Source organism: Haladaptatus sp. CMSO5 (assembly GCF_036689885.1).
Lineage (GTDB): Archaea > Halobacteriota > Halobacteria > Halobacteriales > Halococcaceae > QDMS2.
In genome coordinates this window covers 326,465-350,933 of sequence record NZ_JBAHVW010000001.1, presented here as the reverse complement: position 1 = coordinate 350,933, position 24,469 = coordinate 326,465, and the positions used below count along the sequence as shown (strand labels likewise).

Below are 24,469 nucleotides of genomic sequence, written 5' to 3'. Positions count from 1 at the left end.
GGTCAACTTTCCAATATGCCTGGCGACCCATTCCTTCTTGGCGACGACGTGGTGCTCTGTACGGTTTCTGAAGACGACCTGTCGTTCATGAATCGCAACATCAACAACCCCGCGGTGCGCCGCCCGCTCACCTCGACCATTCCCCGGACGATGGCCGAGACGCGCCAGTACTTCGAAGACCACATTTCGAAAGAAGACGACTCGTTTCACCTGCTGATTTGCACGCCCGACGAGCACACGCCGGTCGGCATGATTACGCTGTTCAAAGTCGCCCGCCGTGAGGGCCACGCCGAGATTGCCATCTGGGTCGACCCCGAGTTCCACGGCACCGGCTACGGGACGGCCGCCTCACGGCTCATCCTCGACTTTGCCTTCGCAGAACAGCGTCTTCACCGCGTGCAGACGCGCGTGCTCGAAACGAATCCCGCCTCCCAGCGCATCTGGGAGAAACTTGGCTTCACCCACGAGGGCACCCACCGCGATGAGGAGTACGACGACGGCGAGTTCGTCGATACGCGCTACTACGCCATCTTAGAAGACGAATGGTAACACGCCGCGTGGTCGGTGAAATAGCTCTTTGACATTTCAACACGCTTTACTGACCGACCCACGAAGTTGTCAATAATGCAACGTAGGGGGTTTCTCTCTTTGGTGGGCAGTGTTGGGGTTTGTGGCTGTGTTGGCGGGCGGACGACGTCACCGCCGCCCGACCCAGTCGCGGAGTTCACGGCGACTGCACCGTGGCCAATGGCTGGGTTTGGCCCAGCAGGGACGGGGCAAAACCCGGCTTCTGACCCACTCCAGAATCAAGCCGAGGCGTGGACTCGCCACCTCGCACCGACGACGGGCGGGTCGGTCAGCCCGCACGTCGTCACCGACACGGACACCGTCTACGCCGCGGCGTACTCACGGGTGACGGCGCTTTCTGCACCCGATGGCGACCAACTCTGGTCGCACGACTTTTCGCACAAAACGGTGAGCGGCCTCGCGGTCACCGAAGACGGCCTCCTCGTCACGGCGAGTGGTCCGTCCGGCCCGAGACTTGCGAAGTTCGAGAAAGAAACCGGCGACACCCGCTGGACGAACTTTCTCGACAGCGCCGCCCACGGCCCGCCCGTCGTCACCGACGACCGGATTGTGGTGCTCACGGCCGCGCCAAACGGCGGCGTTTCGTCGTTTAGCCACGACGGCGACCGCCAGTGGACCACGTCCATCGTCGCGCGAACCGACGGGCCACGGGCGGCGCTCCACGACGAATCCGTATTCGTCGCAGACGGCGGCGAACTCGTCTCGCTTACCGCAGCGACCGGCGAGGTTCGCTGGCGGCGTCGGCTTTCCGCTCCGCTCACGCGCCCGCCCGTCGTGGCGAACGGTCGCGTCTACGCCACCACGGCGAGCGGTCTCAGCGTGTTCGAAACCGATAGTACGCGCGTGTGGGAGCGCGCGCTCGGTGAGAAAATCGGTCTCTCGTGTCCGTGCGTGACCGCAGACGCCGTCACTCTCGCAGACGCTTCGGGCCGCGTGACCGGCCTCGACGCATCGACTGGCGACGTACAGTGGCGGTCGTTTCTCAACGGCGGCGTCGCCTCGCCGCTTGTCGCCGCCAATCAGACTGTCGCGCTCGCAACTGAACACGGCTTGCTCACCGGCCTCACAGCCGGGTCGACTCGCTGGACGCGCGAGCTGTCGCTCCGTGAGCGCCTCGATGTACCACTTCGGGCGACGCTCGTTCCCGCCCACGACCGACTCTACGTGGCGCTCAACGACGGCTGGCTCTACGCACTCGGGTAGTTGGCTACTTTACGACCGTAAACGCGTGCATGTAGGTGTCGAGTTCGCTTCCAGCCCGCACCCAGAGCGGCACGAGCGCTTCGAGATAGCGCGCCGCGGTGATGTCGCCCACGTCGAACGCGCCGGGCCAGCCGAGTTCTTTGAGCAGGTCGTCGGTTTCTGCTTTCGCCCCCTCATCGTTCCCGCAGATGAACATGTTCGGCGTTTCGCCCTCAAATTCCGGGTCAACCATCTGGGCGTTCGTCACCGTGTTAAAGCACTTCACGACGCGGGCGTCCGGGAGTCTTGCCTGAATCCGCTCGCCAAGTGAGTCCTGGCCGCCGGTAAAGAGGTGGGGTGGCATCCCCGCGGAGAAATCGAGCGGATTCGTCGCGTCGAGGACGAGTTTGCCCGCGAAGTTTTCGGGGCCAGCCATCTCAAGGGCGTTCTCGGCACCCTCGCCGTTCAGCGCGAGTACGACGATGTCACCAAACGCGGCCGCCTCTGCGAACGAGCCAACCGACCCGGCATCGTCCACTTCTTCGACCCATTCGGTGAGTTTGTCGGGGCTGCGTGTGCCGAGCATGACCTCGTAGCCGTGGCGGGCAAAGCCGCGACCGAGTGCCTGTCCAACGTCCCCGCTCCCGAGAATTCCCACACGTTTCGCTGCCATGCTTGAGGGAGGTGTCTGTGAAAGATAAGGATGCGTCTCAGCCCTCGAATCCGTCTTCCCACCGGAACACGCCGTCTCGCTGGACGACCTCGCCATCGATTTCGAGAACCGCGTCTTCGCTCATGTCTACGAGCATGTCGGTGTGCACCACCGAGTCGTTGAACGCGTTTTCCGCCCCGACGCACTCAGCTAACGCCTGTCCGAGCGCGAGGTGGATGGTGTCGCCCATTTTTTCGTCGAACAGCATGTTGTAGGTGAACTGGTCGATGTCGCGGTTCATCCCAATCCCCAACTCGCCAAGGCGGCGCGCGCCCTCGTCGGTCTCAAGCAACGAGTCAAGCACCTCCTCGTTTTTCTCGGCTGCGTGTTCGACCACGACCCCGGCCTCGAATCGGAGCCAGACGTCGGTCAACTCTCTGCCTTGGACCAGCACGGGCAGGTCGAACAGCACTTCGCCTTCGACCGAATCGCAGACGGGAACTGTGGCGACTTCGCCGCCGGGCATGTTGTGCTCGCCGTGGTCGTTGAGCGCGCCGTTTCCGGCGATGGACATGGTGAGGTCGGTTCGCTCGCCCGCCCGTATCCGCACCGATTCCCCGTCGTCGAGGATGTCTGCTAACTGCTGTTGGTGGGTGCGCTGGGCGTCCCAGTTTCTGTTGATGGCGTCCCAGACGAACGACTCGTAGGCGTCGGTGCTCATCTCGGCTTTTTGCGCGCCCGCTGCCGTCGGGTACTGTGTGATTACCCACTGCGTGTCGAGATAGGCCTCTCTCACGGCCTTGTCCGCCTGCGCTTTTCGCTGGTTCACCTCGGGAGGTACATCACTCTGTGCTGTCATGTTCGACGGCGCGCGCACGAGAATCAACACGTCTGCGGCCTCGAACTGGGCGCGCGTCATCTCGTCTTCCTCGATGTCTTCCGGGTCGATAGCTCGTTTGTAGGCGCGCTGTGCGCGATAGCTCGCCATTCGCGTGATGGCCGTCGCCCCAATCTCACCGCACCGCTCTGCGATGGCGACGAGGAGAGCTTCCGATTCGGGCGACCCACTCACGATGACGTTGTCGCCGCGTTCGATTTCAGTGGAATGCGAGACGATGACTTCGGCGTGCTCACGGATGCGAGAATCCATACGAAATCTGCACCAGACAGGCCATTAAGCGTCCGCCACGGGCACGGTGAAAGTAAAAGTGAAACTCGCTGTTATGCTTCGAATCCGTCTTCGAAGATGAACGTGCCGTTGCGCTGGATAACCTCGCCATCCACCGTGATGAACGAGTCCTCGCTCATGTCCACAATCATGTCGGTGTGCACGACCGAATCGTTCCGTTCGTTGCCCTCACCAACGGTGTCGTCGTAGGCGCGGCCGACGGCCATGTGGACGGTGTCGCCCATCTTTTCGTCAAAGAGCATGTTGTAGGTGAACTGGTCGATGTCTCGGTTCATCCCAATCCCCAACTCGCCAAGCCGACGCGCCCCGTCGTCGGTTTCGAGGAGTGCTTCGAGTACGTCTTCGTTCTTGTCTGCTGTGAACTCCACGACCTCGCCGTTTTCGAACTTGAGCCACGCGCCGTTGACTTCCCGGCCCTGGACCATCACGGGCAGGTCGAACAGCACTTCTCCTTCGACGGAATCGGGGACGGGCGCGGTGAACACCTCGCCGCCGGGCATGTTGTGCTCGCCGTTGTCGTTGAGCACGAGATTGCCCTTGATTGACATGGTCACGTCCGTCGTGTCGCCGGATTTGATGTGGACTTCATCTGCGTCTTCGAGAATCTCGACCAGTTGCGCTTGGTGTTCTTTGACGGCGTCCCAGTCTTTGTTGACCGCGCTGAAGACGAAGTTTTCGTAGGCGTCCGTGGACATCTCTGCTTTCTGCGCCCCGGCTTTCGTCGGGAACTGTGTGAGGTTCCAGCGCTTTTCTAAGTAGGCTTCCTGAATCTCGCGGTTCTCGGCTGCTTTCTTCTGGTTTTTCTTCGGCGGGACGTCGCTTTGCTCGTTCATGTTCGACTGCCCGCGGATGGCGATGAACACGTCTGCGGCCTCGATTCCCGCGAGGGCCATCTCGTTCAGCGTGATATCGTCTTCATCGACCGCTCGCATGTAGGCGCGCGTCGCTCGCTCGCTGCTTATCTTGACCTCAGTGGTCGCCCCAATCTCGCCACACAGCTCTGAGACGGCGACGATGAGGTCTTCTGACTCGGGAGAGCCGGTGATGATGACGTTGTCTCCCTGTTCGACGCCCGTCGAGTGATTGACGATGACCGCTGCTTGCTCACGAATACGAGAATCCATGTCTACACATGCGGACAGCGTTCACTTAAAAATCAGCAGAACAACCTTTCTGTAAGAAATCGGACAACGAGGGGCCGATTAGAGGTTCGCTTTGTCCATTGCCCCGAGCGCTTCGACGACGAGTTCGGAGATGTCCACGACGTCGATGTCGTCTTCGAAGTCGCCGGTCTTGCGGCCGTCTTCGTACATCGTCATGCACATCGGGCAGGCGACGACGAACTTCTCGACGGCGCTGCCGGTGTCGGTGTCCTCAAGCGCCTCGCGGATGCGCTCTTCGCTCGGTTTCGAGGTCTCTTCGAAGTCCATCCAGAGACCGCCGCCCCCGCCGCCACAACAGAACGAATTGCTGCGGTTGCGCGGCATCTCATCGAGCATCACGCCCGTCGCGCGGATGACTTCGCGGGGTGCCTCGTACTCGTCGTTGTACCGCCCGAGGTGACACGGGTCGTGGTACGTGACGGTGTAGTCGAGTTCGGTGCCCTGAAGGCCGAGGGTACCCGAATTCACGAGTTCTTCGACCACTTGCGTGTAGTGGTACACTTCGCCGCCCCAGCCGAAGTCCGGGTACTCGTTTTTGAACGTGTTGTAGGAGTGGGGGTCGGTACAGACGACCTTCTCGAACTCACAGTCCTCGAAGGCGGCGATGTTGTCCTCGGTGAGCATCTCGTAGAGGCCTTCCTCACCGACGCGGCGCACGTCGTTGCCGTCGTTTTGCTCGTCGTCGTAGAGAATCCCGAAGCTCACGCCGGACTCGTGGAAGATGGTGGCGAGGGCGCGGGCGACGCGCTTGTTGCGCTCGTCGTAGCTTGGGTAGTCACCGACGTACCAGAGGTACTCGACGGGTTCCTCGCGCGCGTCCGGAATCTCGAAGTCCAACTGGTCGGTCCAGTCTGCGCGTTTGCGCTGTGGGTCACCGAAGGAGTTGCCGTTCGAGAAGATGTTCATCATGGCTTCCTGAACGTTCTCGGACATCTGGCCCGATTCGGTGAGCCGCCGGTTCATCTCCGTAAAGGAGGAGAGGTGTTCGATTTCGACCGGGCAGGCGTCCATGCAGGCCATACACGCCATACACGACTCCATCGTGTGGCTGTCGATGACGCTCGTGCCACCGTCTGCGATGATCGGCATCTCTTCGGTGGTGCCAGCGTCGAGACCTTCACGGTAGGATTTCAGGTCGAGAATCACGTCGCGTGGGTCGAGCGGGCGGCCGGACGCATTCGCCGGGCAGACCGACGAACACCGACCACACTTCGTACACGCGTCCTGGTCGAGGATCTGCTTCCACGAGAAGTCGTCAATCGAGGACGCGCCGATCTCGTCCGGGCTGGCGTCTTCGGGTACGCCGGGAAGCCGTTTGCCCGCCATCTCGTCGCGGGTGACGACGTTTGCGAAACTCGAAATCATGTGGAACGGCTTCGCGTACGGCACCGCGGCGACGAAGACGAGCGCGAGCAGCGCGTGGCTCCACCACGAAAGCGGGTAGAGCGCAAGCGCCTGTTCTGGCGTCATGCCTGCCACCCGGAGCACGTCTGCGACGAACCAGCCGACGAAGCTCACGGTCTCGAAGCCGGGGAAGTCCTGTGCGAGGATACGGATACCCTCGGTGAGGTAGCCACCGACGCCGAGCAGGAACAGCGTCCAGATGAAGAGGTCGTCTTCGAGCGAGGTGTGTTTGCCCCAGAGGCGGTCTTTGCGGACGGCGTAGCGCCGGTAGAGCGCCATGCCGATACCGATGACGAACAGGAAGCCAAGGGCGTCCATCACGAGCGAGTACGAGAGGTAGAACTCGTTTACGAAAAAGGACGGTTGGCCGAGCGCCTTCGTCCAGATGTCCATGTCGATGGCGAGAATGGTCGTCCCGATGAGCAGCGTCAGAAAGCCCCACATGATGAAGGCGTGCATCACGCCGCCATAGAGGTCTCTATTGAACTGTTTCTCGTTCGAGCCGACGATTTTCACGGCGCTCACGATGCGCCCCGGAAGGTCGTCGAGGCGCTCGAACCAGTCGTCCGTGCCTCGGGTGTAGCGGGCAAAGCGGTCGTAGACGCCGTAGAGGAACACGGCGACGACGACGGCGGCCAGATAGTAGAACAGCACCTCGCCGACTGGGCTGATCTGCCAAAACGTTGGCCGCGTCTGCGTTGCTCCCGCCTGAAGGAGGAGTGTCATCTATAATCACCGTGGAACAATACGCGCTTAAGTCTTGTCACCCACGCAAGCCTAGCCGTGGCTCCGTCTTCGTAAATGAACAATTTAGTTAAAGTTTATACAAAGGCGACGGCCACCAACCCCGCCGCCGCCACCAGTCCGGGCACGTCGCGGCGCGCAAAGCGTAGCCGTGGGAGCGTCGGATTCCACGCGAAACACCGCGCTCGGAGCGCTAGCGAGAGCGTGTCCGCGCGCGAGAACGCCCGCGAGAGGCCAGACAGCGCGATGATGCTCGCGCGCTCTGGAATCGAGCGCTGGTCGCCAAGGCGGGCGTGCATCGCCAGCCGCATCCGGCGAATATCCGCGAGTAACACGGGCAGAAATCGGAACACGAGCGAGACACCCATCCCGAGAAATTGGCCCGCTTTTCCGGGTATTACGCGCTGAATCGCCGCCCGAGAGGCCCGTGCTGGGGTCGTCCGGACGTACGTCGCCGCGACGAGCACGATGAGTACCGCGCGATAACTGGCGAGCGCCGGGCCTGTCGCCTCTGCAATCGAAAACCACGGCGGGCCGAGCACCAGCCCTTCGAGTATCGGCGCGAACACGAGCACTGCGAGGACGATGCGCAACTCGCGCAACGCGGCGAAAAGCGGCGTCTCCGACACCCACAGCGAGACGCCCGCGACGACCGACAGCGCCGCCAACCCCGCGAATGTGGTGTGGGCGAACGCCGCCACCGCAAACGCAAGCTGGAACGCCAATTTGGTTCGCGGGTCAAGCGCGTGGGCGAACGACTCGCCGGGTTCGTACGTCAACATGGCGGGCGAACGCCGAGGTCTGAGAGCGCGGACCGCACTGCGTCCGGCGCGCCAGAGACCCCAATCTGCCCGTCGCTCATCACCACGACGCGGTCTGCGAGCGAGAACACGTCGCGCAGGTCGTGGGTCACGATGATGATGCCCGTCCCGGCTTCTTGGAGGGATTCGAGCCGTGCGAGCACCGACTGGCGGGCGGGTTCGTCGAGACCGGTGAAGGGTTCGTCGAGGACGAGAAAATCGGGTTCCATCGCAAGCGCGCCCGCGATGGCGACGCGCTCTTGTTCGCCGCCCGAGAGCCGGTCGATGCGCTCTGCCTCACGGCCTGCCATGTTCACAGACGCGAGCGCAGCTTCGACTCGGCGGTCGATTTCTGCGTGCGAGAGTCCCAAATTCTCCGGGCCAAAGCGCACGTCTTCACCAACCGTCGCGGCAACGAAGCCGTCGCGCGGGTCTTGAAACACCATGCCCACGGCGACGCGCGCGGCGACGAGGTCGTCTTGTACGGAAATTCCGTTCACGCAGACGCTTCCCTCGTCGGGTTCGAGCAGGCCGTTCAGGTGACGAACGAGCGTCGTCTTCCCCGAGCCGTTCGGCCCGGCGAGAATGCAAAACTCGCCATCGGCTATCGAGAGCGAGACGTCGTCTACGGCCGCCACGCCTGCGTACCGGTGGACGAGACCCTCGACCGCAATCATGCGGCGACGAGACGGTCACTCCGAACGATTGCCACGGCCGCGGCGATTTTCAACAGCTCACCGGGGATGAACACGAGCGCGCCCGCCGTGAGCGCCGCCATCGCACCGAGGTCTGCAATCACGATGAGGCCGAGGACGCCAAGGCCGTAGATGACGGCGGTCCCGACGAGGAGGCCAACCACCATTCGGGGTACCGGAAGCTCCTCGGCTGGCTTGATTTCGAGGCCGCCGTGGGCGATGAAGCCGATGAGAACGGCCGCGAACAAGTACGACCAGAGGTAGCCCGCGGTGCTCCCGAACAGGTGGCCAACTCCGGCCGCACCGCCTTGGAACACGGGTGCGCCAACCGCTCCGGCGAGCAGATAGAGCGCCATCGACGCGCCACCCCAGACGGGACCGAGCAGGAGTCCGGCGAGGAACACGCCGAGCACCTGCATCGAAAACGGCACGCTCGAAAACGGAATCGGGAACGAAATGTACGCGAACGCGCCGGTCAACGCGGCCATCAGCGCCGCCCGCGCCACGTTCAACACGACTTCGTCGCCAACGAGGTTCACATCGCTCGTATCGACACTCATCTGCGCTCACCCGGAAGTTCAACTGCAAACATCATCTTCCACCTTCCCGTCAACCACGGTTAATTCTTCGGTTGACGACTTGGCTCGCCAACAGCTATTTACCCTTCGACGGTCTCACATTCTCGGTATCGCAGCCATGGACGAAAAAACAGAATCCCTCCGAAATCTCTTCCTCTCGGTCGCGGGCGACACCACCGTCACCGAGCAACAGGAAGCAAGCCGCGGGTCGCTCACGTCGAAAACCGGGGTGAGAAAACGCCTCACCGCCATCATCGCAAAGATGCGCGAGCGCTACGCGTTCACGACGGAACTCACGGACGCGAAACTCGCCACCCTCGTCGAAGCCTACTACGAAGACGAATCCGACGACGCCATCGCCACCACGCTCGACGTGACGCCAGAAACCGTGTTCCACGCGCGCATGGACCTCCACCTCGTCCGCGACAGCGACGTGGACACCGACTTCGACCTTGACGCCCTCCGCACCGCGCTCGCCGCAGACACCCCAGTCACGACCATCGCCACCGACCTCGACACCGACGAGGCCACGGTTCGCCGCGCTCAGCGCGTCAGCAACGCCCAAGCCGCACGCCGCCGCGTCAGCGACCGGTTCGTGAGCGACTTCGAAGAAGTCTTAGACGCCAACCTCAGCACCTCGATGACCAAATCCACCCGCGAAACTGGCCTTGAGGATGCGACCGAAGGGATGGAGTCGAACGTTTCCTTCTAGAGAAACTTTTTCCGCTTCGGGTGTGCTTCGCACACCGCTCAGCGCAAAAACTTTCATGAAAAAGGCCGAACGCTCGCTTCGCTTGCGTTCGGGTGCAACGCTTGAGGGCTACCGCAACCACAACTACACTGCAACCGCACAGTACCGCATAACGTCATTCTTTCCTCCCTCTGCAACCCCACCGCATTCACCCTGAAATTTATATTCGATTCCGGAACCAGCACTGGCTGTGCCGACGTTCCGAGACCTCGCCATCGCCGCCTACTGCCCGCGTCAGTTGTACTACGAGCGTCGGGAAGACGACCGGTCGCCACCCCCCGACGTTGCTGCGAAACGGAAACTGGCCTTTCAGTATCCTGAATTGTTGGAGGTGGACGAACTTCCCACCGAAATCGCCGTGACGCCCACGCAGTTTCGAACGAATCTACACTGCGCACGCGCACGATTCGACCGATTCGATGAACTCGCTGACCCCGCTGACGAGATGGTTCTCCTCACTGGCAAAGACGCCCGTGGCATCGCGCACAAAGTCATTGGCGACCCGCCTGTCCCCTCGCTTGTGTTCACTGGATCGCCGCCCCCCAACGGTGTCTGGCATCCCCAAACCGTCCACGCCGTCGCCGCGGCGAAGGCCCTCTCGTGGGAGCGAGAAACGCCGGTCGAACGCGCGTTCGTGGAGTACCCGACTCACGGCATCGTCCGCGAGGTGTGCCTGACGACTCGCAAAAAAGCGACCTATCGTCGGGCGCTTCGAACTGTCCGCGCGTTAGACGGGCCGCCGCCCCGCCTCAAAAACCGCGAGAAGTGTGGTGCGTGTGACTTTCGCACCAAATGCGGGGTGAAAACGCGCTCGTTGCGCTCACTGCTCTCCTAGCCACGCTTCGATGTCGTCTGCGAGCGTGCCGCGCCGGTGGATGATTCCAGCCTCCACGTCGACCACGGTGCTCTCGGTGCCGCGGGTCTCGCCCGCGTCGAGGACGACAGCGACGGCCTCGCGGAGTTCCGGATCGATGTCTTCGATGACGTGGGCGCTCGGCTGGCCGCTAATATTCGCGCTCGTCGCGGTCACTGGCTCGACTTTGCCCAATAGCGAGAGCGCCACCTCGTGGTCGGGAATCCGAATGCCGACCTTGTCGAGTCCACCCGTGAGTTCGTCTGGAACCACCGGTTTGCCTTCGACGATGACCGTCACCGGCCCCGGTAGGAACTGTTCCATGAACCGCCGTTCGCGGTCGGTCGGCGTGGTGTAGGCGAGCGCCGTCTCCACGTCGGGCACGCCGAGCGAGAGCGGCTTGTCACGGGCGCGGCCCTTTAGCTCGAAGACGCGGTCGATGGCGGCGGGGTTGAGTGCGTCGGCTCCGAGCCCGTACACGGTTTCGGTCGGGAAAATGACCACGTCACCGTCGCGGATGGCGCGTGCGGCGCGGTCAATGTCGGCGTCACTGACCGTCATCGTTCAGTTCGAGATGGCCTCTTCGACGGCGTCGTAGTCGGGGAAGTCTGGCCACTCGGAGGCGACCCACGCGAAGTCGACGGTGCCGTCTTCGTCGATGCGGAAGATGGCGGGGCGCGGTTCTTCGATTCCTGCCATCCCGTCTAAGTCGTTCACGATGCCGTAGGACTCTGCGACCTCGTTTGCGGGGTCTGAAAATAGCTGATAGTCCATCTCGCGTGCTGCGATGAACGTCTTGTGCTCGTAGGGCGAGGAGATAGAGAGGCCAACGACTTGCAGGTGGTCGCCCCAGTTGCGGTCGCGAATCTCGTTCCAGATGTAGGTCGCGGGGAACGCGCCGTCCATCGGGTGGAAGACGAGCAGGACCGGGCCATCTTCGAGCAGGTCCGAGAGTGCAACGTCCTCCCAGTACTCCTCGTTTACGAGCGGACGCGTGAAGTCGGGGGCGGTGTCGCCGACGTCCACGTGGTCTGTCTCGGGAAGGTCGACGACGTCGAAATCGACCATTAGGCTGCCTCCTCGCCGTAGACGCGGTCGAGATACGCGACGATGTTTGCGCTCTCTGACATGGTCACGCCCGTCTCCTCGTCGACGATGGCAGGGACGGTTCGCTTCCCGCTGATGCGCTTGACGACGTTGCGCTCTGAGTGCATCGCCTCGACGAACCGCGAGTCGTATTCGACATCGTACTCTTGGAGCTTTCGCACGACGCGCTCGCAGTACGGACAAGCCTGCAACCGGTACAGCGTAATCGACGGAGTGTCTGACATACCCGCACTTCGGGGGTCACGCCAAAGAGCGCTTCGCTCAACTGAGGTATGACAACTCTTAATCCTGCACACTCTCAATAGCGACACGTTAATGGGTATATCTGCGGCTACGACGCCACTTGTCGCAACTCCACCCGTCCCCCTCGACGTCGAGGTGTTCGGGTTGCAAGTGGCCGATGGGACCTTCATCGGTCTCGGCGTTGTAGCAATTATCGGGCTCATCGCGCTGTCTGCATTCTTCTCCTCTTCGGAGATTGCAATGTTCTCGCTCGCCGCCCACCGCGTCGAGTCGCTGGTCGAAGACGGCAAACCCGGCGCGAGCGTCCTGAAAGACCTGAAAGATGACCCGCATCGGCTGTTAGTGACGATTCTCGTTGGCAACAACATCGCCAACATCGCCATGTCCTCGATTGCGACGGGGCTGCTCGCGTTGCTCGGGTTTTCCGGCGGCGAGTCGGTGCTCATCGCCACCCTCGGTATCACCGCGCTCGTATTGCTGTTCGGTGAGAGTGCGCCGAAGTCCTACGCCGTCGAGAACACCGAGTCGTGGGCGCTCAAAATCGCCCGTCCGCTCAAGCTCTCTGAGTACATCTTGCTCCCACTGGTCGTCACTTTCGACTACCTCACGCGGCTGGTGAACAAGGTGACTGGTGGGCGGTCGTCCATCGAAACCTCGTACATCACCCGCCAAGAACTCCAAGACCTGCTCGAAACCGGCGAGCGCGAAGGTGTCTTAGAGGAAGAAGAACACGAGATGCTCCAGCGCATCTTCCGCTTTAACAGCACCATCGTAAAGGAGGTCATGACGCCTCGCCTCGACGTGACTGGCGTGCCGAAAGACGCCAGCTTAGAAGAGGCCATCGAGACGTGTGTCCAGAGCGGCCACGCGCGGATTCCCGTGTACGAAGGCGGCCTTGACAACATCCTTGGCGTCGTCCACATCCGCGACCTCGTGCGCGACCTGAACTACGGCGAGGGCGGCGAGAACCTCAACTTAGAAGACCTGTTGGAGCCGGTTCTCCACGTCCCCGAATCCAAAAACGTCGATGACCTGCTCGCAGAGATGCGCAAAGAGCGCATGCACATGGTCATCGTCATCGACGAGTTCGGGACGACCGAAGGGCTTGCGACCACCGAGGACATGACCGAGGAAATCGTCGGTGAGATACTCGAAAGCGAGGAAGAAGAGCCAATCGAGTTCTTAGACGAGACCACCGCGCTCGTCCGCGGAGAGGTCAACATCGACGAGGTGAACGACGCGCTCGAAATCGACCTGCCCGAAGGCGAGGAGTTCGAGACCATCGCCGGGTTCATCTTCAACCGCGTGGGTCGGCTCGTCGAAGAGGGCGAGGTCATCACCTACGACGGCGTCCGCATCCAAGTTGAGAAGGTCGAGAACACCCGCATCATGAAAGCCCGCGTCTCGATTACGCCGGACGAAGAACTCGAAGAGACAGACCCCGAAGAAGTCTCCTCATAGGCTCGAAACGGCGGAAAACAGCCCGTAGCCCACGCCGAGGGCGAGGGCGAGCGACCCAATCCACGCGAGGACGGTAAACACCATTTTCTTCCGGCTGACACCGGCGTTTTGTGCCGCATAGCCGCTGCCGATAATGGCACTCACGATGATTTCGTTGAACGAGACGGGAACGCCGAGGAACACCGCAACTTGGGCAATCGCAAACGACGGGATGAGCGCGGCAATCGACCGCCGCGGCCCGAGCGAGGAGTAGTCTTGGGCGAGCGCCTTTATCATACGCGGCGCGCCGGTCCAACTGCCAAGTAAGAGGCCACACCCGCCGCCGACGAGCGTTGCCGTGAGCGGAACCGTGTAGGGTTCGAGCAGCGGAAGCATCGGGCCGATGGCGAGGCCAACCTGACTGCCGCCGGCCGAGAAGGCGACCAGACCGCCGAGAGCGAGCAGGAAGTGGCGCTGGCCGCGCGCTTTGTTCCCGCGGATGTCGCGGGCGAGCAACAGTGCCACGGCGAGCGCCACGGCCAGCGAGACGAGAATGTGAATGAGTGGGATGCCGAAAATCGGCGGGCTTGACGCCTGCTTTGCCATCAGTGCCGCAAAGGAGTCACCGAAGCCGGGCGGCCCAAAGATGGCGAACTCGACGTTCGCGAGGATGAGGCCGATGAGGCCGGCGAGTGCGGGGACGGCAAGTTCTTCGTTGACGTTCGGACTTCTGAGCAGGCGTGCGGTGGCGTAGGCCGTCCCGCCGCCGACAAAGGGCACGAGCACCCAGAGGATGGTTATCTGCTGGTACTTCGCCCACGCAGGATTCCCGCCCGCGGCGAGGCCCACGCCGACAACCGCGCCGGTCACGGTGAATGCGGTGGCGATGGGGTATCCCGCGAACACACCGATTGCGACGAGCGTCGCGGCGGTGAGCAGGGCGACCGTCGCCGCGAGTGGCGACAGCGAGACGCCCGTGATGAGCTCTCTGCCAACGGCCTCTGAGACGTTTGCGCCCTGTAAGATGGCTCCGGCGAGGCCGAGCAGGCCAACGATGAATCCGGCGCGCATGACAGAGATAGCGTTCGCTCCGACGGCGGGTGCGAACGGTGTCGAGCCTGAGGAACCGGCTCCGATTGCCCAGGCCATGAAGAAACTCGCGCCACCGGCAACGACGACTGTCAGGAGTGTCCCTGCGTCGACCATCTGGGCAGGCCTACAGTCGGTGTCGGTATTACACTATCGGCTGGAACATTTCACGGGCATCGCCGTGTCGGTGGTGCTATTTCTCATGAACGTTTGACCACCAATCTCGCCGCGTCCGCGAAAAAACGCACCCAGTCAGTTCGTCGTCGAACGCGACCGCCCTTTTGACTCGGGGGCTTCGACGCCCTCTGCGGCTTCGACCGTCTCGGTCTGTTTTTCGGTGTCGATGTGCCAGCGGTCGATGGTGTCTTCGTACTCGGCGAGGAGGTCTGAAACCTGCGCTTTCACCGCGTCGTCGTTGACGTTCACCTCGAAGACGAACGTCTCTTCGGCCTCGAAGCGCGCGGTTTGCTGGAGGTTCGCGCTCACGAGTTCGTTGTCGAAGTAGTACGGTGCGAGTTGGGTCATGACCTTGCGATAGACGGTGTCTTCGACCTTGCGGATGGCTTTGCGCCCCGCGGAGTCCGCCGCACGCGCGACGTAGTCGATGGATTCGTTCCACCGCCCCATCGCCTCGTCCGGGTCGTCTAACTTCTCGTAGGACTCAGACAGCTTCTTGCCCGCTGTCTTCAGGTCGTCGTTCGGTTCTTTGCCCGCTTTCTCCCCCCGCCCCTCGCTGATGGAGGCTTGCTTCGCGGTTTTCTCACTTACGTCCTCGTCGAGTCGTTCGTGGCTCTTTGGCCGCCATTCGTCCCACGCTTCGAAGGCCTCCCCATCTATCCCGAGGTCGCGCAGCGCACGCGTGATGCGCTCGCCGTGTTCGACGATATCGCCCCACGACCCCCGACGTTTGAATCCGGAGATACTCTCTTCCATCGCTTAGCACAGGCCTTGGCTGGGCCAGTATAAAACGTCACCGCTGGTGTACAATCAGTCGCGTCCGTAGGTCAGCCGCGTCGCAAGGTTGTCAAGCCGCGTTTGCAGCCCCGACAGCCACGCGCCGGGCGACACCGTCCGTAAGTCGTCGTCATCGACTTCGATGCGAGCGGTGCCAAAGGGGTCGTGTCGCTCGCGGTCCTCGCTGTCTTTGCTGTCGGTCGTGACCGACACGACGGAACTCATCGCGCACCGACCGCAGGTTTCGACGTTTTTCCCTCCCATGACTCACTCTTACACGCTACTGTGCCGACGATGATGTTAACTATTGGTGTTCGGAGAACCCCGACGGGCTTTTTTAGCGTCCATGCTGTCTGCACACACATGTATCTTCGAGCCGGGTTTGCGCGCGACGGGAGGCGACCATGACCGAGGTGCCAGAACCGGAGGAACCAGCCGTTCCCGACTGGGAAGACGCCTACGTAGACCGGGTGAGCGACCGGCTGATGTTCAACTACGACCTCGAAAAAGACCGGCGCGTCCGTGGCGAGACGTACACGCTGTATGGGCGGATGAATCTTCAGACCCAAAAACAGTTTCTCCACCCCTCCATCAACTACGCCAACCACGAGTCAGAAGAACACCTGTTCGTCCAACGCCGGCCGACGCTCTCGGTGGACGATTTAGAACGCGCCGTTGAGCTGGCTCACGACCTCGCAGACGAGTGGATCGCGGCTGACGAAACGCACTTTGGCACGGATTTCACCTACGCCTTCGTCGTCCCCGAAATCTCCGAGGATGTTCGCTCGTTTGTCGACACGTTCAGCGACCGGACGCTCATCAAATACGGCTACTACGGCCACTACGAAATCAGCCTCATCGTCGTCGCCCCAGAGCGCGAGGATATCGTCGCAAGCGAGAGCGCGGACGTCGCACAGGCCTTTTCGCTGTGGGCCGACCTCGATCTCGAAAAACCTGGCTTCGTCTCGCGCCTGCTTGGACGGCTGCGGCGCTAAGCGGTCGAAAAAAGAAAAACTGGTTCTGCGTCAGTCGTCGCTCGGTTGCGCGATGGAGGTTCCAGATCGAGCGTCTTTGATGTTGGTGTAGCCGATACGGACGAGCGCGAGTGCGAGTCCAATCAGTGTGAGTGCCAACACAATCTGTACGACCGCAGAGAGTTGGGCGCTCAGTGTTGCCTCGGCCATCCACGCGTCGCTCAAGAACTTGGCGTAGATATTCTCGTAGAACGCGAGCCAACCGAGCCCGAGGATGGTGATAGAGACCATCACCGCCATCGGGACGCCCGTCGAGATGAGCTGCTTGCTCTCGTCCCAGTTTGCAAGCCACACGGTCGCCGTCAGGAGTGCGAGGGCAGCGAGCAACTGATTCGCGCCGCCGAACAGCTGCCAGAGCGTGAGCCACGACCCACTCGTGATGAGGACGTAAGCGGGGACGGTCTGGATAACGGCGTTCGAGTAGCGATTCGCGGCGAACGATTCGACGCTCGATTCGGGCGTGCCCACGATTTCTTCCATCATGTAGCGCCCGAGGCGCACGGCGGTGTCCGTACTGGTGAGCAGGAAGCTCACGAGCACGAGGCCCATGAACGGCGCACCGTAGGCCGCTGGGATGCCGAAGCTGGTGAGCATGATGCCACCGCCCGATGCGAAGTTCGGCAGTGCGCGGCCGATGCCGCCGCCTGCGGTCACGCCAGCGATGGCGATCGTCCCGAGCGCGACGGTGGCGAGTAGCCCTTCGCCGAGCATGCCACCGTAGCCGATGACGCGCGCGTCAGATTCCTTGTGGAGCTGTTTCGAGGTCGTCCCCGAGGAGACGAGCGAGTGGAACCCGCTGATTGTCCCGCACGCGATGGTGATGAACAGCAACGGGAACAATGGCGTGGAACCGGTTGTCCCCCAGAACCCGGCGAACGCCGGAATCTGGTCGCTGATGACGAGTGGCTGGCTTGGCGTGATTGCGCCGATGCCAAGCGCGCTGCCGAGCGTGCCGACGATGATGGCGAGCAGTGCGCCACCGACACCTGCGTAGAGCAGGAACGAGGAGAGGTAGTCACGCGGTTGCAGGAGCATCCACACCGGGAGAACGCTCGCTGCTGCGGCGTAAATCATGACAATCGGAATCCACGCCGCGACGTTTGCGTTGATGACGTTCGGAACGGGGAGTGGCCCGTTCAGCAGGATGATGACGTTGCTCGGCCACGTCGCCGGTGTCTCGGCGAGCGGCGTGAGCGCGATTGGGTACTGGATACCGACCCAGACGCTTGCGAACACGCCAGCGACGAACACGACCGTTCCCGGGAGGAACGGCAGGTTCATCTGATAGAGGTACACCCCGAAAATGAACGCGAGCGCGATGTACAACAGACTCGCAGTCGCCGCCTGCGGATAGGCATTGAACACGATGCCAACCACGAGGGCGAACACCGCGACGACGAGGATGATGGTGAGGAAGGCGAACCAGAGCAGCATGTTCTTGCCGCGCTCGCCGACGTACTCACCGATGATGTATCCGATGGACTTCCCCTCGTGGCGGAGACTTGCCGCGAGCGAGACGAAGTCGTGAACACTGCCTAAAAGCGGGTTGCCGATGGCAATCCAGAGCAGTGCGGGGAACCAGCCCCACACTGCGGCGGCGGTGATGGGGCCGACAATCGGCGCACCGCCTGCAATACTTGAATAGTGATGGCCAAGGAGCACCGGCTTTTTCGCCGGAACGTACTCTTGCCCGTCTTCGTACTTGTGTGCCGGTGTTTCACGACTGTCATCCAGGTCAACGAACCGGGCGAGGTACCGCGAATAGCCCAGGTAGCCGACGGTGAACAGGATGAGCGATGTTAACACCAGCCAAATTATCTGTACCATGGTTGCGTGACTCATTCTCAAACATGGAGAAATCGTATATAAAGGTTAACTATTGTTTTACCTAGATGGATTGTCGCTTCCGGTGCAATAGTCTGCGTAAGCGTCTCGTTATTTCCAACTTTAAACTGTCACATCAATAGCTAATTCGCTCGAAACGTCGGTGAGGAACTCGCCTTTGATTTCGGAGATTCGCGTCTCGATTTCCGCGACGATGGGCGGGCCGAACACCTTGTGTGCGGTTTCGAGTCGCTCGCGCTCGATCGCCACACGGTCGCGGAGATAGCGCGCCCCTCGCCCGTCTTCGTCCGGGTCTGGTTCCGGCGTCAGGCGGTTTGCGACGAGACCTGCGACGAGCAACTCTTGGCTTTCGAGTTGCTCAATGGCACGTTCGCTTTCTCGAATCGAGAGCTGGTCTGGGTTGAACACGAGGAAGAAGGCCGCGTCCTCGCGGAGCGTTTCGGTGGCGAACTCGAACATCTCCTTTCGTTTTTGCAGGCGCTCGATGATGGGGTCGCCGTCCATCATGCGCCGCGGTTCGTTGTTGCCAATCGCCGCCCGCTCGTACAGTTTAACGCTCTGTTTTCGCTTGAGCAGCAGGCGTTGAATCCAGCCGTCGAGGAACTCAGGAAGCGAGAGCAACCGGAGGGTGCCGCCCGTGGGCGAGGTGTCGAACACGACGCGGTCGTACGTCGGGGAGTTTCGCATCACGTCTACGAACCGGTCGAACAGCGCCGCCTCGTAGGCGCCGGGCGTCTGGTGTGCCATCTCGATTTGGCGGTCGATTTGGTTGACCATCGCCGCGCTCACTTGGTCTGAGAGCGCGCGTTTGGTCTCCATGAGATGTCTCGAAACCTCCTCGTCGGGGTCGATTTCCATCGCGTCTAAGTTGGGGATGCCCTCGACCGAACTCGGCGTGTCCGTAAACTGCTGGTCGAACACGTCTGAGGTGCTATGGGCGGGGTCAGTCGAAACCAGCAGTGTGTCCATGTCCGCGGTCGCACACTTGCGCGCGAACGCAGAGGAGACGGTGGTCTTGCCAACACCGCCTTTGCCGCCGAAGAAGACGAATTTGCGCATGGTTAGAAGTGGTACTGCTGGCCCTTGCGTTCGAGCATCGACCCACGGTCCCACATGCGCCGCTCCCATGCCTCGAACTCGTCTTCTAAGTACGGCAGGAGTTCTGCGGTGTAGTAGGAGATGGGGCTCGGGATGCCAAATGCGTCGGGGAAACACGCGAGCATGAAGTCGTCTTCTACGTCCTCTGCTTCCTTCTCTACGAGTTCGTAGGCCGGATGGGCAATCATCCCGTGATACAGCCCGGCCAACCACTCTTCGAGCACCTCCCGAAATGCCGCAATCCGCGCTGCGAGTGTCATCTGTTCACAACCTCCTGTGGTGTCGGATAAAACAGTGTCGCCTCCGCGTGCAACTCGGTAACACTGAAGGTGTTCCACAAGCGACGAAGCAGGCATGAACGCGGACGCCATTCCCGTCACGATTCTCTCGGGGAGCCTCGGTGCGGGGAAGACTACCTTGCTCAACCACCTCCTGCACAACGCGGGCGACCTCGACATCGCCGTGCTCGTAAACGACATGGGCGAAATCAACATCGACGCGGCGCTCGTGAGCGACAACTCAGAACTCTCGGTCGCAGACGGTGGCGTCACCGAACTCTCGAACGGCTGTATCTGCTGTGAGCTCCAAGACGACCTGAACGAAGCCGTCGTCCGCCTCGCACAGAACCGCGACTTCGACCACCTCGTCGTCGAGTCCTCTGGCATCAGCGAACCCGAACCCGTCGCCCGGCTGTTCACCACCGAGTCGCGCGCGGCGGCGCTCTATACCGTCGATTCACTCGTCACCGTCGTTGACTCACGGCTCTTTTTCGACGCCTTCGGCGGTGAGGGCGTGGCCGAACGTCGTGGCACCGACGACGCGGACACCCGTCCACTCTCAGACCTGCTCATCGAACAGGTCGAGTTCTCGAATCTGGTCGTGTTGAACAAAACCGACCTCGTCACCGACGAGGAGTTAGAGACGGTGACGGAACTGGTTCGCGCCCTCCGCCCGGACGCGGAACTTCGCTACACCTCGCATGGTGCACTCGACCCGCACGAACTCCTCGGTCAGCACCTCTACGACCCGCAGACGGCGGCCGACGCGGCGGGCTGGAAACAGGCACTCGCCGCAGACGACAAACACGACCACAGCCACCACGACCACGCCCACCCCGAGGAGATGTACGGCGTCTCTTCGTTCACCTTCCGCGCGCGACGGCCGTTCCACCCGACGCGCATCGCAGCCCTCCTCGGCGACCTGCCACGGGGCATCATCCGCTCGAAAGGGGCGTGCTGGGCGGCAGGCTGTGGCGACAACAAACTCGTTTTCGGGCAGGCAGGCCCGTCCGCGCGAATCGAGGTGTCGGGGCCGTGGATTGCGAGTCTGTCGGAACTCGACCAAGAACTCTACAAGGCAAATAGACCGAACCTCGACTGGGACGACGAGTGGGGCGACCGACGCACGGAACTCGTGTTCATCGGCACCGACTTACAGGAAGCCACCATGCGCGAAAACCTCGAAGCCTGCTTGCTCACCGACGAGGAGATGGCCGCAGACTGGGACGCCTTTGAGAATCCACTGCCGACGGAACTCGACGACCTCGTCGTGCTCGCAGAACCCTAACAGGCACAGCCGGTCGAACCGGGCGAGCGCTCGAACGCCATGTCGTCACCGCACGCGGGACACGCAGGCGGTGTTTCTCCCTCAACGTTCAGGTCGAGGATGCGCTCTGCGCAGTCGTGACACCAGTAGGCACCTTTCGATTCTCGGGTTCCACCGCCGCGATTGGTCGATTGGGTGGACGCTTCGAACGTTTCTTTGAGCGTGTCGAGCAGGCCCATAGCTCTGTGCTCAGGGTCGTCGTGTATAGTACTATCTCGCGTGTCCGTGCCTCGCGCACGGCCGCTAGAGGAGCGGGAGACTCAGGAGGACCATCACGAGCAACGCGGCGATGATACCGTAGAAGTAGCGTTCGAGGACAGCCTGTGCGGGGACCTCACCAGCGAGTTCGGGGCGGGCCACCCAGACCATCTGGTAGTAGATAACGGCTCCACAGCCGAGGAAAACGGCGATAGACGCGCCAACCGCCGTATGAATCGGCGCGCCCAGCGAAAGCACGTACACCGGCCCCGCAGAGAAGATGAGCAGGAACGCCGTACACAGGACGACGAGAAACGGGACGGGGTCTATTGGTTGGTTGCGACGAGTCCGAAGCGCCATACCCTACGATACGCCATGACATACCAAGAATGTGTCTTATCGATTATCACGGAACTACCTGCGGCAAACGGCCGATTCCAGCGAGTTTCTGCGGAGACACCCGACAGTATAAGTCACCGGAACGGCGAGAAAGGCCATGAGTCCGAAGTCACAGGGCGACCCGCGCGTCCTTTTCGTGATGAATCTCGTTCTCTCGGCGCTGTTTGCGACGGTGGTCGTCTGGGGTGCGTCGTTTATCGACTTGCTTGCGTTCACCTTTGAGAACGTCGCGACCGCCGCGCTCGTGTTGACCGCGCTCACCTATCTCGTCATCATGCGATAGTGTCGCGTCCGTGGGTCACATCCGGTCATTTATGGCAATCGGCGTTGCCCATACGAACAATGACCATCGAGGACCGCGGCGACGCGCAAGTCGTCACGCACGCACTGGCCAAAGACACGCTGTCGAAACTCAGAGACGTGAAGACCTCACAGGTAGCCTTCCGCAAAGGCCTCGTCAAGCTTGGGCGCATCTGTGGCTACGAAATCATCGACGGCGTCATGGAAACCGAGTACGTCACCATCCAGACGCCGATGCAGGAGACGACCGGCGAGCGCGTCAAAGGCTTAGATGACGTCGTCATCATCAACGTGCTCCGCGCGGCGACGCCATTCGTCGAGGGCCTCCTCAAAGCGTTCCCCCGCGCGAAACAGGGCGTCATCAGCGCCGGACGCGACGAGGAAGCCGGGATGGCGGACGGCGAGTTCCCCATCACGATTGACTACGTGAAACTCCCCGAAATCAAGGAAACCGACACGGTCATCGTCGCAGACCCGATGCTCGCAACGGGTTCGACCATGTGCACCGTCTTAGAACACGTCCTCGAAGACGCGCCAGACCCACAGGACCTCATCGTACTCTCTGCGGTGAGCGCGCCGCCAGGCCTGCTTCGCGTCGCGGATGCGGTTCCCGAAGCGGACATCCTCACCGTCGCCATCGATGACTACCTCGACGACGACGGCTACATTATCCCCGGGCTCGGTGACGCCGGCGACCGCGCGTTCCGCACCCAGTAATCTATACTTATATCTTTTCAGCCAGATTTCGTGACATGAGCGATGCTGCTCCCTGTGACGACTGCGGCGACGCCGTGGCCGATGCCCTGACGCGAACCGTCCGACTGAGCGTAGACCGGTCGCAGATCGACGCCCAACGCCTCTGTCCGGACTGTTTTGCGACGTGGATTGCCCGCTACCAGCTGGAGATGCAACCCGGCCCTGAAACCGTCGGTGACGGGTCGAGCGAAATCATCATCGACTGACCCTCCTGTTTCGGGTGGAAATCGCCTGCGGGAACTCGGATGCCGGCGCCGAAGTTCCGAACGAACCCCACCACTTTCATCTCTATAGCGAAAGATAGTCACACGAGTCGGTTGTCGTGGCCGCTCGCGTCGCGGTGTCGCCACATCGAACCCTCTGATTTCGGGTGGAAACCACCAGCAGGAAGCCGACTGTTCGATGGGAAATCGCTACCGAAACCGACCCCTGTTTTTCTCGTGAGCGCTCTATATGCCACGGCAGGCGTCCGCCCCGCTCGGGGGCTGTCGGTGTGCCCACAGAGCACTTGTCCGTCTCTTTCAGGCTGCCAGTCGCCCTGACATTCCTGTTGGTGAACCAAACCATCCAAATTCTATATAGTTGTGCGTACCAATTTTTCTAGTCACAAATAAAACAGTAAATGCTACCAAATCGTGACACTACAGTTTCGGTTTCGCGTGTATTGCGAACTAGCGTTCAAACTCTGTACCCGTATTTCCTCAAATCTATGTCCCTACACATATTTGCCGAATTATCTATAGAGGATAACAAATCGTCAGCGTGAGTGAATAAGCTTTTCATTCAGAGTCGCCATTGGTGCAGTATGGCAGATAGCAATTCCAACCAATCGACTGGTTCGAACACAAGCCGTCGGACGTTCATGCAGGTGGCCGGTGCCACCGGTATCGCCGCGCTCGCTGGCTGTACCGGCGGCGGTGGCGACACGACCCGTCTCTCCTGGCACGCAGGCGGGACGGGCGGGACGTACTTCCCGCTCTCCAACGAGTTCAAGACCATCGTCGAGGAGTACACCGACTTCACGCTGCAGGTGCAGTCGACCGGTGCATCTGTCGAGAACGTCGGGTCGCTCCAGTCTGGGGACGCGGACTTCGCGCTCATCCAGAACGACGTTGCCTACTTCGCAAAGAACGGCGAAGGCATCGAAGCGTTCGAGGGTAATCCCGTGGAGAACCTCCGCGGCGTCGCGACGCTCTATCCAGAAACCATCACCGTCGTCACGCTGAAATCGACGGGTATCACCGAGCCGGCAGATCTCGCAGGCAAGACCATCAACACCGGTGACCTTGGCTCCGGGACGCAGGTCAACGCTGTCCAGATTCTCGAAGCCATCGGCGTCACCGACTACGAAGAGCAGAACGCCGGCTTCTCGACGGCCGCAGACCAGCTCAGAAACGGCGACATCGACGCCGCGTTCGTCGTCGGCGGCTGGCCAGTCGGTGCGATTTCCGACCTCGCCGCGAACAACGACATCGAAATCGTCTCGTTCACGGGCGACGCCCGCCAGCAGGTGCTTGACGCCGCGCCGTTCTACGCAGAGGACACCATCCCCGGCGGCACGTACCAGGGCGTGAGCGAGGACCGCCAGACGGTCTCCGTCCAGGCGATGATCGCAACGCGTGCGGAACTCGAAGCTGACACCGTCGAAGGCGTGACCGCGGCAATCTTCGACCACACCGACGAGCTGGAAATTAAAAAGAACTTCATCAGCAAGGAATCCGCTCAAGAGGGTATGTCGATCGACCTCCACGAGGGTGCAGCCGCTTACTTCGGCTAAGCACCTGTTACCCTTTCGAACGCGC

At 61.5% G+C, this 24,469-nt stretch carries 29 protein-coding genes; 11 read left to right on the top strand and 18 right to left on the bottom strand.

Features of this window, described 5'->3' with window-relative positions; genetic code table 11:
* Nucleotides 1–15: 15 nt before the first annotated feature.
* Both V5N12_RS01840 and V5N12_RS01835 read left to right on the top strand, forming a co-directional pair.
* The gene (locus V5N12_RS01840) at nucleotides 16–549 is read left to right on the top strand and encodes a GNAT family N-acetyltransferase (protein WP_332897450.1); all 534 of its coding nucleotides are present in this window, start codon (nucleotides 16–18) and stop codon (nucleotides 547–549) included.
* Between the two features lie 75 nt (nucleotides 550–624).
* A complete protein-coding gene (locus V5N12_RS01835; protein WP_332897449.1) occupies nucleotides 625–1,791 on the top strand; it encodes a PQQ-binding-like beta-propeller repeat protein in 1,167 nt (388 codons plus the stop codon).
* 4 nt (nucleotides 1,792–1,795) lie between these two features.
* Here the strand turns inward: V5N12_RS01835 and V5N12_RS01830 are convergent, their stop codons facing one another.
* The 7 genes from V5N12_RS01830 to V5N12_RS01800 all read right to left on the bottom strand — a co-directional run bounded on the left by V5N12_RS01830 (nucleotide 1,796) and on the right by V5N12_RS01800 (nucleotide 8,977).
* Nucleotides 1,796–2,443, bottom strand: a complete 648-nt coding sequence (locus V5N12_RS01830) for an NADPH-dependent F420 reductase (RefSeq protein WP_332897448.1) — start codon at nucleotides 2,441–2,443, stop codon at nucleotides 1,796–1,798.
* A 37-nt stretch (nucleotides 2,444–2,480) separates the two neighbouring features.
* Complete coding sequence (locus V5N12_RS01825; RefSeq protein ID WP_332897447.1) at nucleotides 2,481–3,572, bottom strand: aminopeptidase; 1,092 nt, start codon at nucleotides 3,570–3,572, stop codon at nucleotides 2,481–2,483.
* Nucleotides 3,573–3,643: 71 nt separating this feature from the next.
* A complete protein-coding gene (locus V5N12_RS01820; protein ID WP_332897446.1) occupies nucleotides 3,644–4,735 on the bottom strand; it encodes an aminopeptidase in 1,092 nt (363 codons plus the stop codon).
* Between the two features lie 78 nt (nucleotides 4,736–4,813).
* Nucleotides 4,814–6,904, bottom strand: coding sequence for a heterodisulfide reductase-related iron-sulfur binding cluster (locus V5N12_RS01815; protein ID WP_332897445.1), 2,091 nt, complete (start codon nucleotides 6,902–6,904; stop codon nucleotides 4,814–4,816).
* A 95-nt stretch (nucleotides 6,905–6,999) separates the two neighbouring features.
* Nucleotides 7,000–7,704 carry an energy-coupling factor transporter transmembrane component T family protein gene (locus tag V5N12_RS01810; protein ID WP_332897444.1) on the bottom strand — a complete coding sequence of 235 codons (705 nt, stop codon included), beginning with the start codon at nucleotides 7,702–7,704 and terminating at the stop codon, nucleotides 7,000–7,002.
* Nucleotides 7,698–8,399, bottom strand: a complete 702-nt coding sequence (locus tag V5N12_RS01805; RefSeq protein WP_332897443.1) for an energy-coupling factor ABC transporter ATP-binding protein — start codon at nucleotides 8,397–8,399, stop codon at nucleotides 7,698–7,700. The genes V5N12_RS01810 and V5N12_RS01805 overlap by 7 nt, the downstream gene beginning before the upstream one ends.
* Entirely contained in the window at nucleotides 8,396–8,977 is a 582-nt protein-coding gene (locus V5N12_RS01800) for a biotin transporter BioY (RefSeq protein ID WP_332897442.1), read from the bottom strand. Before V5N12_RS01800 ends, V5N12_RS01805 begins: the two co-directional genes overlap by 4 nt.
* A gap of 136 nt (nucleotides 8,978–9,113) precedes the next feature.
* Here V5N12_RS01800 and V5N12_RS01795 point away from each other — a divergent pair, with 136 nt between their 5' ends.
* Nucleotides 9,114–9,707: a conditioned medium-induced protein 4 gene (locus V5N12_RS01795; RefSeq protein ID WP_332897441.1), complete on the top strand. Its 594-nt coding sequence runs from the start codon at nucleotides 9,114–9,116 to the stop codon at nucleotides 9,705–9,707.
* A 229-nt stretch (nucleotides 9,708–9,936) separates the two neighbouring features.
* Nucleotides 9,937–10,581 carry a CRISPR-associated protein Cas4 gene (locus V5N12_RS01790; protein ID WP_332897440.1) on the top strand — a complete coding sequence of 215 codons (645 nt, stop codon included), beginning with the start codon at nucleotides 9,937–9,939 and terminating at the stop codon, nucleotides 10,579–10,581.
* Here the strand turns inward: V5N12_RS01790 and V5N12_RS01785 are convergent.
* Genes V5N12_RS01785 through V5N12_RS01775 form a run of 3 tightly spaced genes read right to left on the bottom strand, consistent with a single transcriptional unit; the run spans nucleotide 10,567 to nucleotide 11,930 of the window.
* Entirely contained in the window at nucleotides 10,567–11,160 is a 594-nt protein-coding gene (locus V5N12_RS01785) for an L-threonylcarbamoyladenylate synthase (RefSeq protein ID WP_332897439.1), read from the bottom strand. The genes V5N12_RS01790 and V5N12_RS01785 overlap by 15 nt on opposite strands.
* 3 nt (nucleotides 11,161–11,163) lie before the next feature.
* Complete coding sequence (locus V5N12_RS01780; protein ID WP_332897438.1) at nucleotides 11,164–11,667, bottom strand: redoxin domain-containing protein; 504 nt, start codon at nucleotides 11,665–11,667, stop codon at nucleotides 11,164–11,166.
* On the bottom strand, nucleotides 11,667–11,930 hold the full coding sequence (locus V5N12_RS01775) for a glutaredoxin family protein (protein ID WP_332897437.1): 264 nt from the start codon (nucleotides 11,928–11,930) through the stop codon (nucleotides 11,667–11,669). The genes V5N12_RS01780 and V5N12_RS01775 overlap by 1 nt, the downstream gene beginning before the upstream one ends.
* 91 nt (nucleotides 11,931–12,021) lie before the next feature.
* On the opposite strand from V5N12_RS01775, the gene V5N12_RS01770 reads away from it, so the two are divergent.
* Nucleotides 12,022–13,410, top strand: coding sequence for a hemolysin family protein (locus tag V5N12_RS01770; protein WP_332897436.1), 1,389 nt, complete (start codon nucleotides 12,022–12,024; stop codon nucleotides 13,408–13,410).
* Here V5N12_RS01770 and V5N12_RS01765 read toward each other — a convergent pair.
* The 3 genes from V5N12_RS01765 to V5N12_RS01755 form a co-directional block, all read right to left on the bottom strand.
* On the bottom strand, nucleotides 13,405–14,595 hold the full coding sequence (locus V5N12_RS01765) for an inorganic phosphate transporter (protein ID WP_332897435.1): 1,191 nt from the start codon (nucleotides 14,593–14,595) through the stop codon (nucleotides 13,405–13,407). The two genes, V5N12_RS01770 and V5N12_RS01765, sit on opposite strands and share 6 nt — an antisense overlap.
* A gap of 135 nt (nucleotides 14,596–14,730) precedes the next feature.
* Complete coding sequence (locus tag V5N12_RS01760) at nucleotides 14,731–15,411, bottom strand: DUF5828 family protein (RefSeq protein ID WP_332897434.1); 681 nt, start codon at nucleotides 15,409–15,411, stop codon at nucleotides 14,731–14,733.
* Between the two features lie 54 nt (nucleotides 15,412–15,465).
* Entirely contained in the window at nucleotides 15,466–15,657 is a 192-nt protein-coding gene (locus V5N12_RS01755) for a hypothetical protein (RefSeq protein WP_332897433.1), read from the bottom strand.
* Nucleotides 15,658–15,836: 179 nt separating this feature from the next.
* Here V5N12_RS01755 and V5N12_RS01750 point away from each other — a divergent pair, with 179 nt between their 5' ends.
* Nucleotides 15,837–16,427 carry a hypothetical protein gene (locus V5N12_RS01750; RefSeq protein WP_332897432.1) on the top strand — a complete coding sequence of 197 codons (591 nt, stop codon included), beginning with the start codon at nucleotides 15,837–15,839 and terminating at the stop codon, nucleotides 16,425–16,427.
* 30 nt (nucleotides 16,428–16,457) lie between these two features.
* Here V5N12_RS01750 and V5N12_RS01745 read toward each other — a convergent pair whose 3' ends face one another.
* The 3 genes from V5N12_RS01745 to V5N12_RS01735 form a co-directional block, all read right to left on the bottom strand.
* Nucleotides 16,458–18,293 carry a carbon starvation CstA family protein gene (locus V5N12_RS01745; RefSeq protein WP_332900063.1) on the bottom strand — a complete coding sequence of 612 codons (1,836 nt, stop codon included), beginning with the start codon at nucleotides 18,291–18,293 and terminating at the stop codon, nucleotides 16,458–16,460.
* 120 nt (nucleotides 18,294–18,413) lie between these two features.
* The gene (locus tag V5N12_RS01740; RefSeq protein WP_332897431.1) at nucleotides 18,414–19,370 is read right to left on the bottom strand and encodes an ArsA family ATPase; all 957 of its coding nucleotides are present in this window, start codon (nucleotides 19,368–19,370) and stop codon (nucleotides 18,414–18,416) included.
* Nucleotides 19,371–19,372: 2 nt separating this feature from the next.
* On the bottom strand, nucleotides 19,373–19,669 hold the full coding sequence (locus V5N12_RS01735) for a hypothetical protein (protein ID WP_332897430.1): 297 nt from the start codon (nucleotides 19,667–19,669) through the stop codon (nucleotides 19,373–19,375).
* A 94-nt stretch (nucleotides 19,670–19,763) separates the two neighbouring features.
* Here V5N12_RS01735 and V5N12_RS01730 point away from each other — a divergent pair, with 94 nt between their 5' ends.
* The gene (locus V5N12_RS01730) at nucleotides 19,764–20,975 is read left to right on the top strand and encodes a CobW family GTP-binding protein (RefSeq protein WP_332897429.1); all 1,212 of its coding nucleotides are present in this window, start codon (nucleotides 19,764–19,766) and stop codon (nucleotides 20,973–20,975) included.
* On the opposite strand, the gene V5N12_RS01725 is transcribed toward V5N12_RS01730, so the two are convergent.
* The gene (locus tag V5N12_RS01725) at nucleotides 20,972–21,193 is read right to left on the bottom strand and encodes a hypothetical protein (RefSeq protein WP_332897428.1); all 222 of its coding nucleotides are present in this window, start codon (nucleotides 21,191–21,193) and stop codon (nucleotides 20,972–20,974) included. The two genes, V5N12_RS01730 and V5N12_RS01725, sit on opposite strands and share 4 nt — an antisense overlap.
* A gap of 64 nt (nucleotides 21,194–21,257) precedes the next feature.
* Nucleotides 21,258–21,572 (bottom strand): hypothetical protein, encoded by a 315-nt coding sequence (locus tag V5N12_RS01720; protein WP_332897427.1) that lies wholly within the window; start codon nucleotides 21,570–21,572, stop codon nucleotides 21,258–21,260.
* Nucleotides 21,573–21,708: 136 nt separating this feature from the next.
* Here V5N12_RS01720 and V5N12_RS01715 point away from each other — a divergent pair, with 136 nt between their 5' ends.
* The 4 genes from V5N12_RS01715 (at nucleotide 21,709) to V5N12_RS01700 (ending at nucleotide 24,444) form a co-directional block, all read left to right on the top strand.
* Nucleotides 21,709–21,894: a hypothetical protein gene (locus V5N12_RS01715; protein ID WP_332897426.1), complete on the top strand. Its 186-nt coding sequence runs from the start codon at nucleotides 21,709–21,711 to the stop codon at nucleotides 21,892–21,894.
* 59 nt (nucleotides 21,895–21,953) lie between these two features.
* Nucleotides 21,954–22,628 carry a uracil phosphoribosyltransferase gene (gene upp / locus V5N12_RS01710; protein ID WP_332897425.1) on the top strand — a complete coding sequence of 225 codons (675 nt, stop codon included), beginning with the start codon at nucleotides 21,954–21,956 and terminating at the stop codon, nucleotides 22,626–22,628.
* A 35-nt stretch (nucleotides 22,629–22,663) separates the two neighbouring features.
* Complete coding sequence (locus V5N12_RS01705; RefSeq protein ID WP_332897424.1) at nucleotides 22,664–22,873, top strand: DUF7569 family protein; 210 nt, start codon at nucleotides 22,664–22,666, stop codon at nucleotides 22,871–22,873.
* 599 nt (nucleotides 22,874–23,472) lie between these two features.
* Complete coding sequence (locus tag V5N12_RS01700; protein ID WP_332897423.1) at nucleotides 23,473–24,444, top strand: TAXI family TRAP transporter solute-binding subunit; 972 nt, start codon at nucleotides 23,473–23,475, stop codon at nucleotides 24,442–24,444.
* The last annotated feature ends 25 nt before the right edge of the window (nucleotides 24,445–24,469 follow it).

Excerpts from the sequence above, each read along its gene's own strand:
- V5N12_RS01840 (WP_332897450.1), top strand. The coding sequence starts at position 16 with ATGCCTGGCGACCCATTCCTTCTTGGCGACGACGTGGTGCTCTGTACG.
- V5N12_RS01835 (WP_332897449.1), top strand. The coding sequence starts at position 625 with ATGCAACGTAGGGGGTTTCTCTCTTTGGTGGGCAGTGTTGGGGTTTGT.
- V5N12_RS01830 (WP_332897448.1), bottom strand. The coding sequence starts at position 2,443 with ATGGCAGCGAAACGTGTGGGAATTCTCGGGAGCGGGGACGTTGGACAG.
- V5N12_RS01825 (WP_332897447.1), bottom strand. The coding sequence starts at position 3,572 with ATGGATTCTCGCATCCGTGAGCACGCCGAAGTCATCGTCTCGCATTCC.
- V5N12_RS01820 (WP_332897446.1), bottom strand. The coding sequence starts at position 4,735 with ATGGATTCTCGTATTCGTGAGCAAGCAGCGGTCATCGTCAATCACTCG.
- V5N12_RS01815 (WP_332897445.1), bottom strand. The coding sequence starts at position 6,904 with ATGACACTCCTCCTTCAGGCGGGAGCAACGCAGACGCGGCCAACGTTT.
- V5N12_RS01810 (WP_332897444.1), bottom strand. The coding sequence starts at position 7,704 with ATGTTGACGTACGAACCCGGCGAGTCGTTCGCCCACGCGCTTGACCCG.
- V5N12_RS01805 (WP_332897443.1), bottom strand. The coding sequence starts at position 8,399 with ATGATTGCGGTCGAGGGTCTCGTCCACCGGTACGCAGGCGTGGCGGCC.
- V5N12_RS01800 (WP_332897442.1), bottom strand. The coding sequence starts at position 8,977 with ATGAGTGTCGATACGAGCGATGTGAACCTCGTTGGCGACGAAGTCGTG.
- V5N12_RS01795 (WP_332897441.1), top strand. The coding sequence starts at position 9,114 with ATGGACGAAAAAACAGAATCCCTCCGAAATCTCTTCCTCTCGGTCGCG.
- V5N12_RS01785 (WP_332897439.1), bottom strand. The coding sequence starts at position 11,160 with ATGACGGTCAGTGACGCCGACATTGACCGCGCCGCACGCGCCATCCGC.
- V5N12_RS01780 (WP_332897438.1), bottom strand. The coding sequence starts at position 11,667 with ATGGTCGATTTCGACGTCGTCGACCTTCCCGAGACAGACCACGTGGAC.
- V5N12_RS01775 (WP_332897437.1), bottom strand. The coding sequence starts at position 11,930 with ATGTCAGACACTCCGTCGATTACGCTGTACCGGTTGCAGGCTTGTCCG.
- V5N12_RS01770 (WP_332897436.1), top strand. The coding sequence starts at position 12,022 with ATGGGTATATCTGCGGCTACGACGCCACTTGTCGCAACTCCACCCGTC.
- V5N12_RS01765 (WP_332897435.1), bottom strand. The coding sequence starts at position 14,595 with ATGGTCGACGCAGGGACACTCCTGACAGTCGTCGTTGCCGGTGGCGCG.
- V5N12_RS01760 (WP_332897434.1), bottom strand. The coding sequence starts at position 15,411 with ATGGAAGAGAGTATCTCCGGATTCAAACGTCGGGGGTCGTGGGGCGAT.
- V5N12_RS01755 (WP_332897433.1), bottom strand. The coding sequence starts at position 15,657 with ATGAGTTCCGTCGTGTCGGTCACGACCGACAGCAAAGACAGCGAGGAC.
- V5N12_RS01750 (WP_332897432.1), top strand. The coding sequence starts at position 15,837 with ATGACCGAGGTGCCAGAACCGGAGGAACCAGCCGTTCCCGACTGGGAA.
- V5N12_RS01745 (WP_332900063.1), bottom strand. The coding sequence starts at position 18,293 with ATGGTACAGATAATTTGGCTGGTGTTAACATCGCTCATCCTGTTCACC.
- V5N12_RS01740 (WP_332897431.1), bottom strand. The coding sequence starts at position 19,370 with ATGCGCAAATTCGTCTTCTTCGGCGGCAAAGGCGGTGTTGGCAAGACC.
- V5N12_RS01735 (WP_332897430.1), bottom strand. The coding sequence starts at position 19,669 with ATGACACTCGCAGCGCGGATTGCGGCATTTCGGGAGGTGCTCGAAGAG.
- V5N12_RS01730 (WP_332897429.1), top strand. The coding sequence starts at position 19,764 with ATGAACGCGGACGCCATTCCCGTCACGATTCTCTCGGGGAGCCTCGGT.
- V5N12_RS01725 (WP_332897428.1), bottom strand. The coding sequence starts at position 21,193 with ATGGGCCTGCTCGACACGCTCAAAGAAACGTTCGAAGCGTCCACCCAA.
- V5N12_RS01720 (WP_332897427.1), bottom strand. The coding sequence starts at position 21,572 with ATGGCGCTTCGGACTCGTCGCAACCAACCAATAGACCCCGTCCCGTTT.
- V5N12_RS01715 (WP_332897426.1), top strand. The coding sequence starts at position 21,709 with ATGAGTCCGAAGTCACAGGGCGACCCGCGCGTCCTTTTCGTGATGAAT.
- upp (WP_332897425.1), top strand. The coding sequence starts at position 21,954 with ATGACCATCGAGGACCGCGGCGACGCGCAAGTCGTCACGCACGCACTG.
- V5N12_RS01705 (WP_332897424.1), top strand. The coding sequence starts at position 22,664 with ATGAGCGATGCTGCTCCCTGTGACGACTGCGGCGACGCCGTGGCCGAT.
- V5N12_RS01700 (WP_332897423.1), top strand. The coding sequence starts at position 23,473 with ATGGCAGATAGCAATTCCAACCAATCGACTGGTTCGAACACAAGCCGT.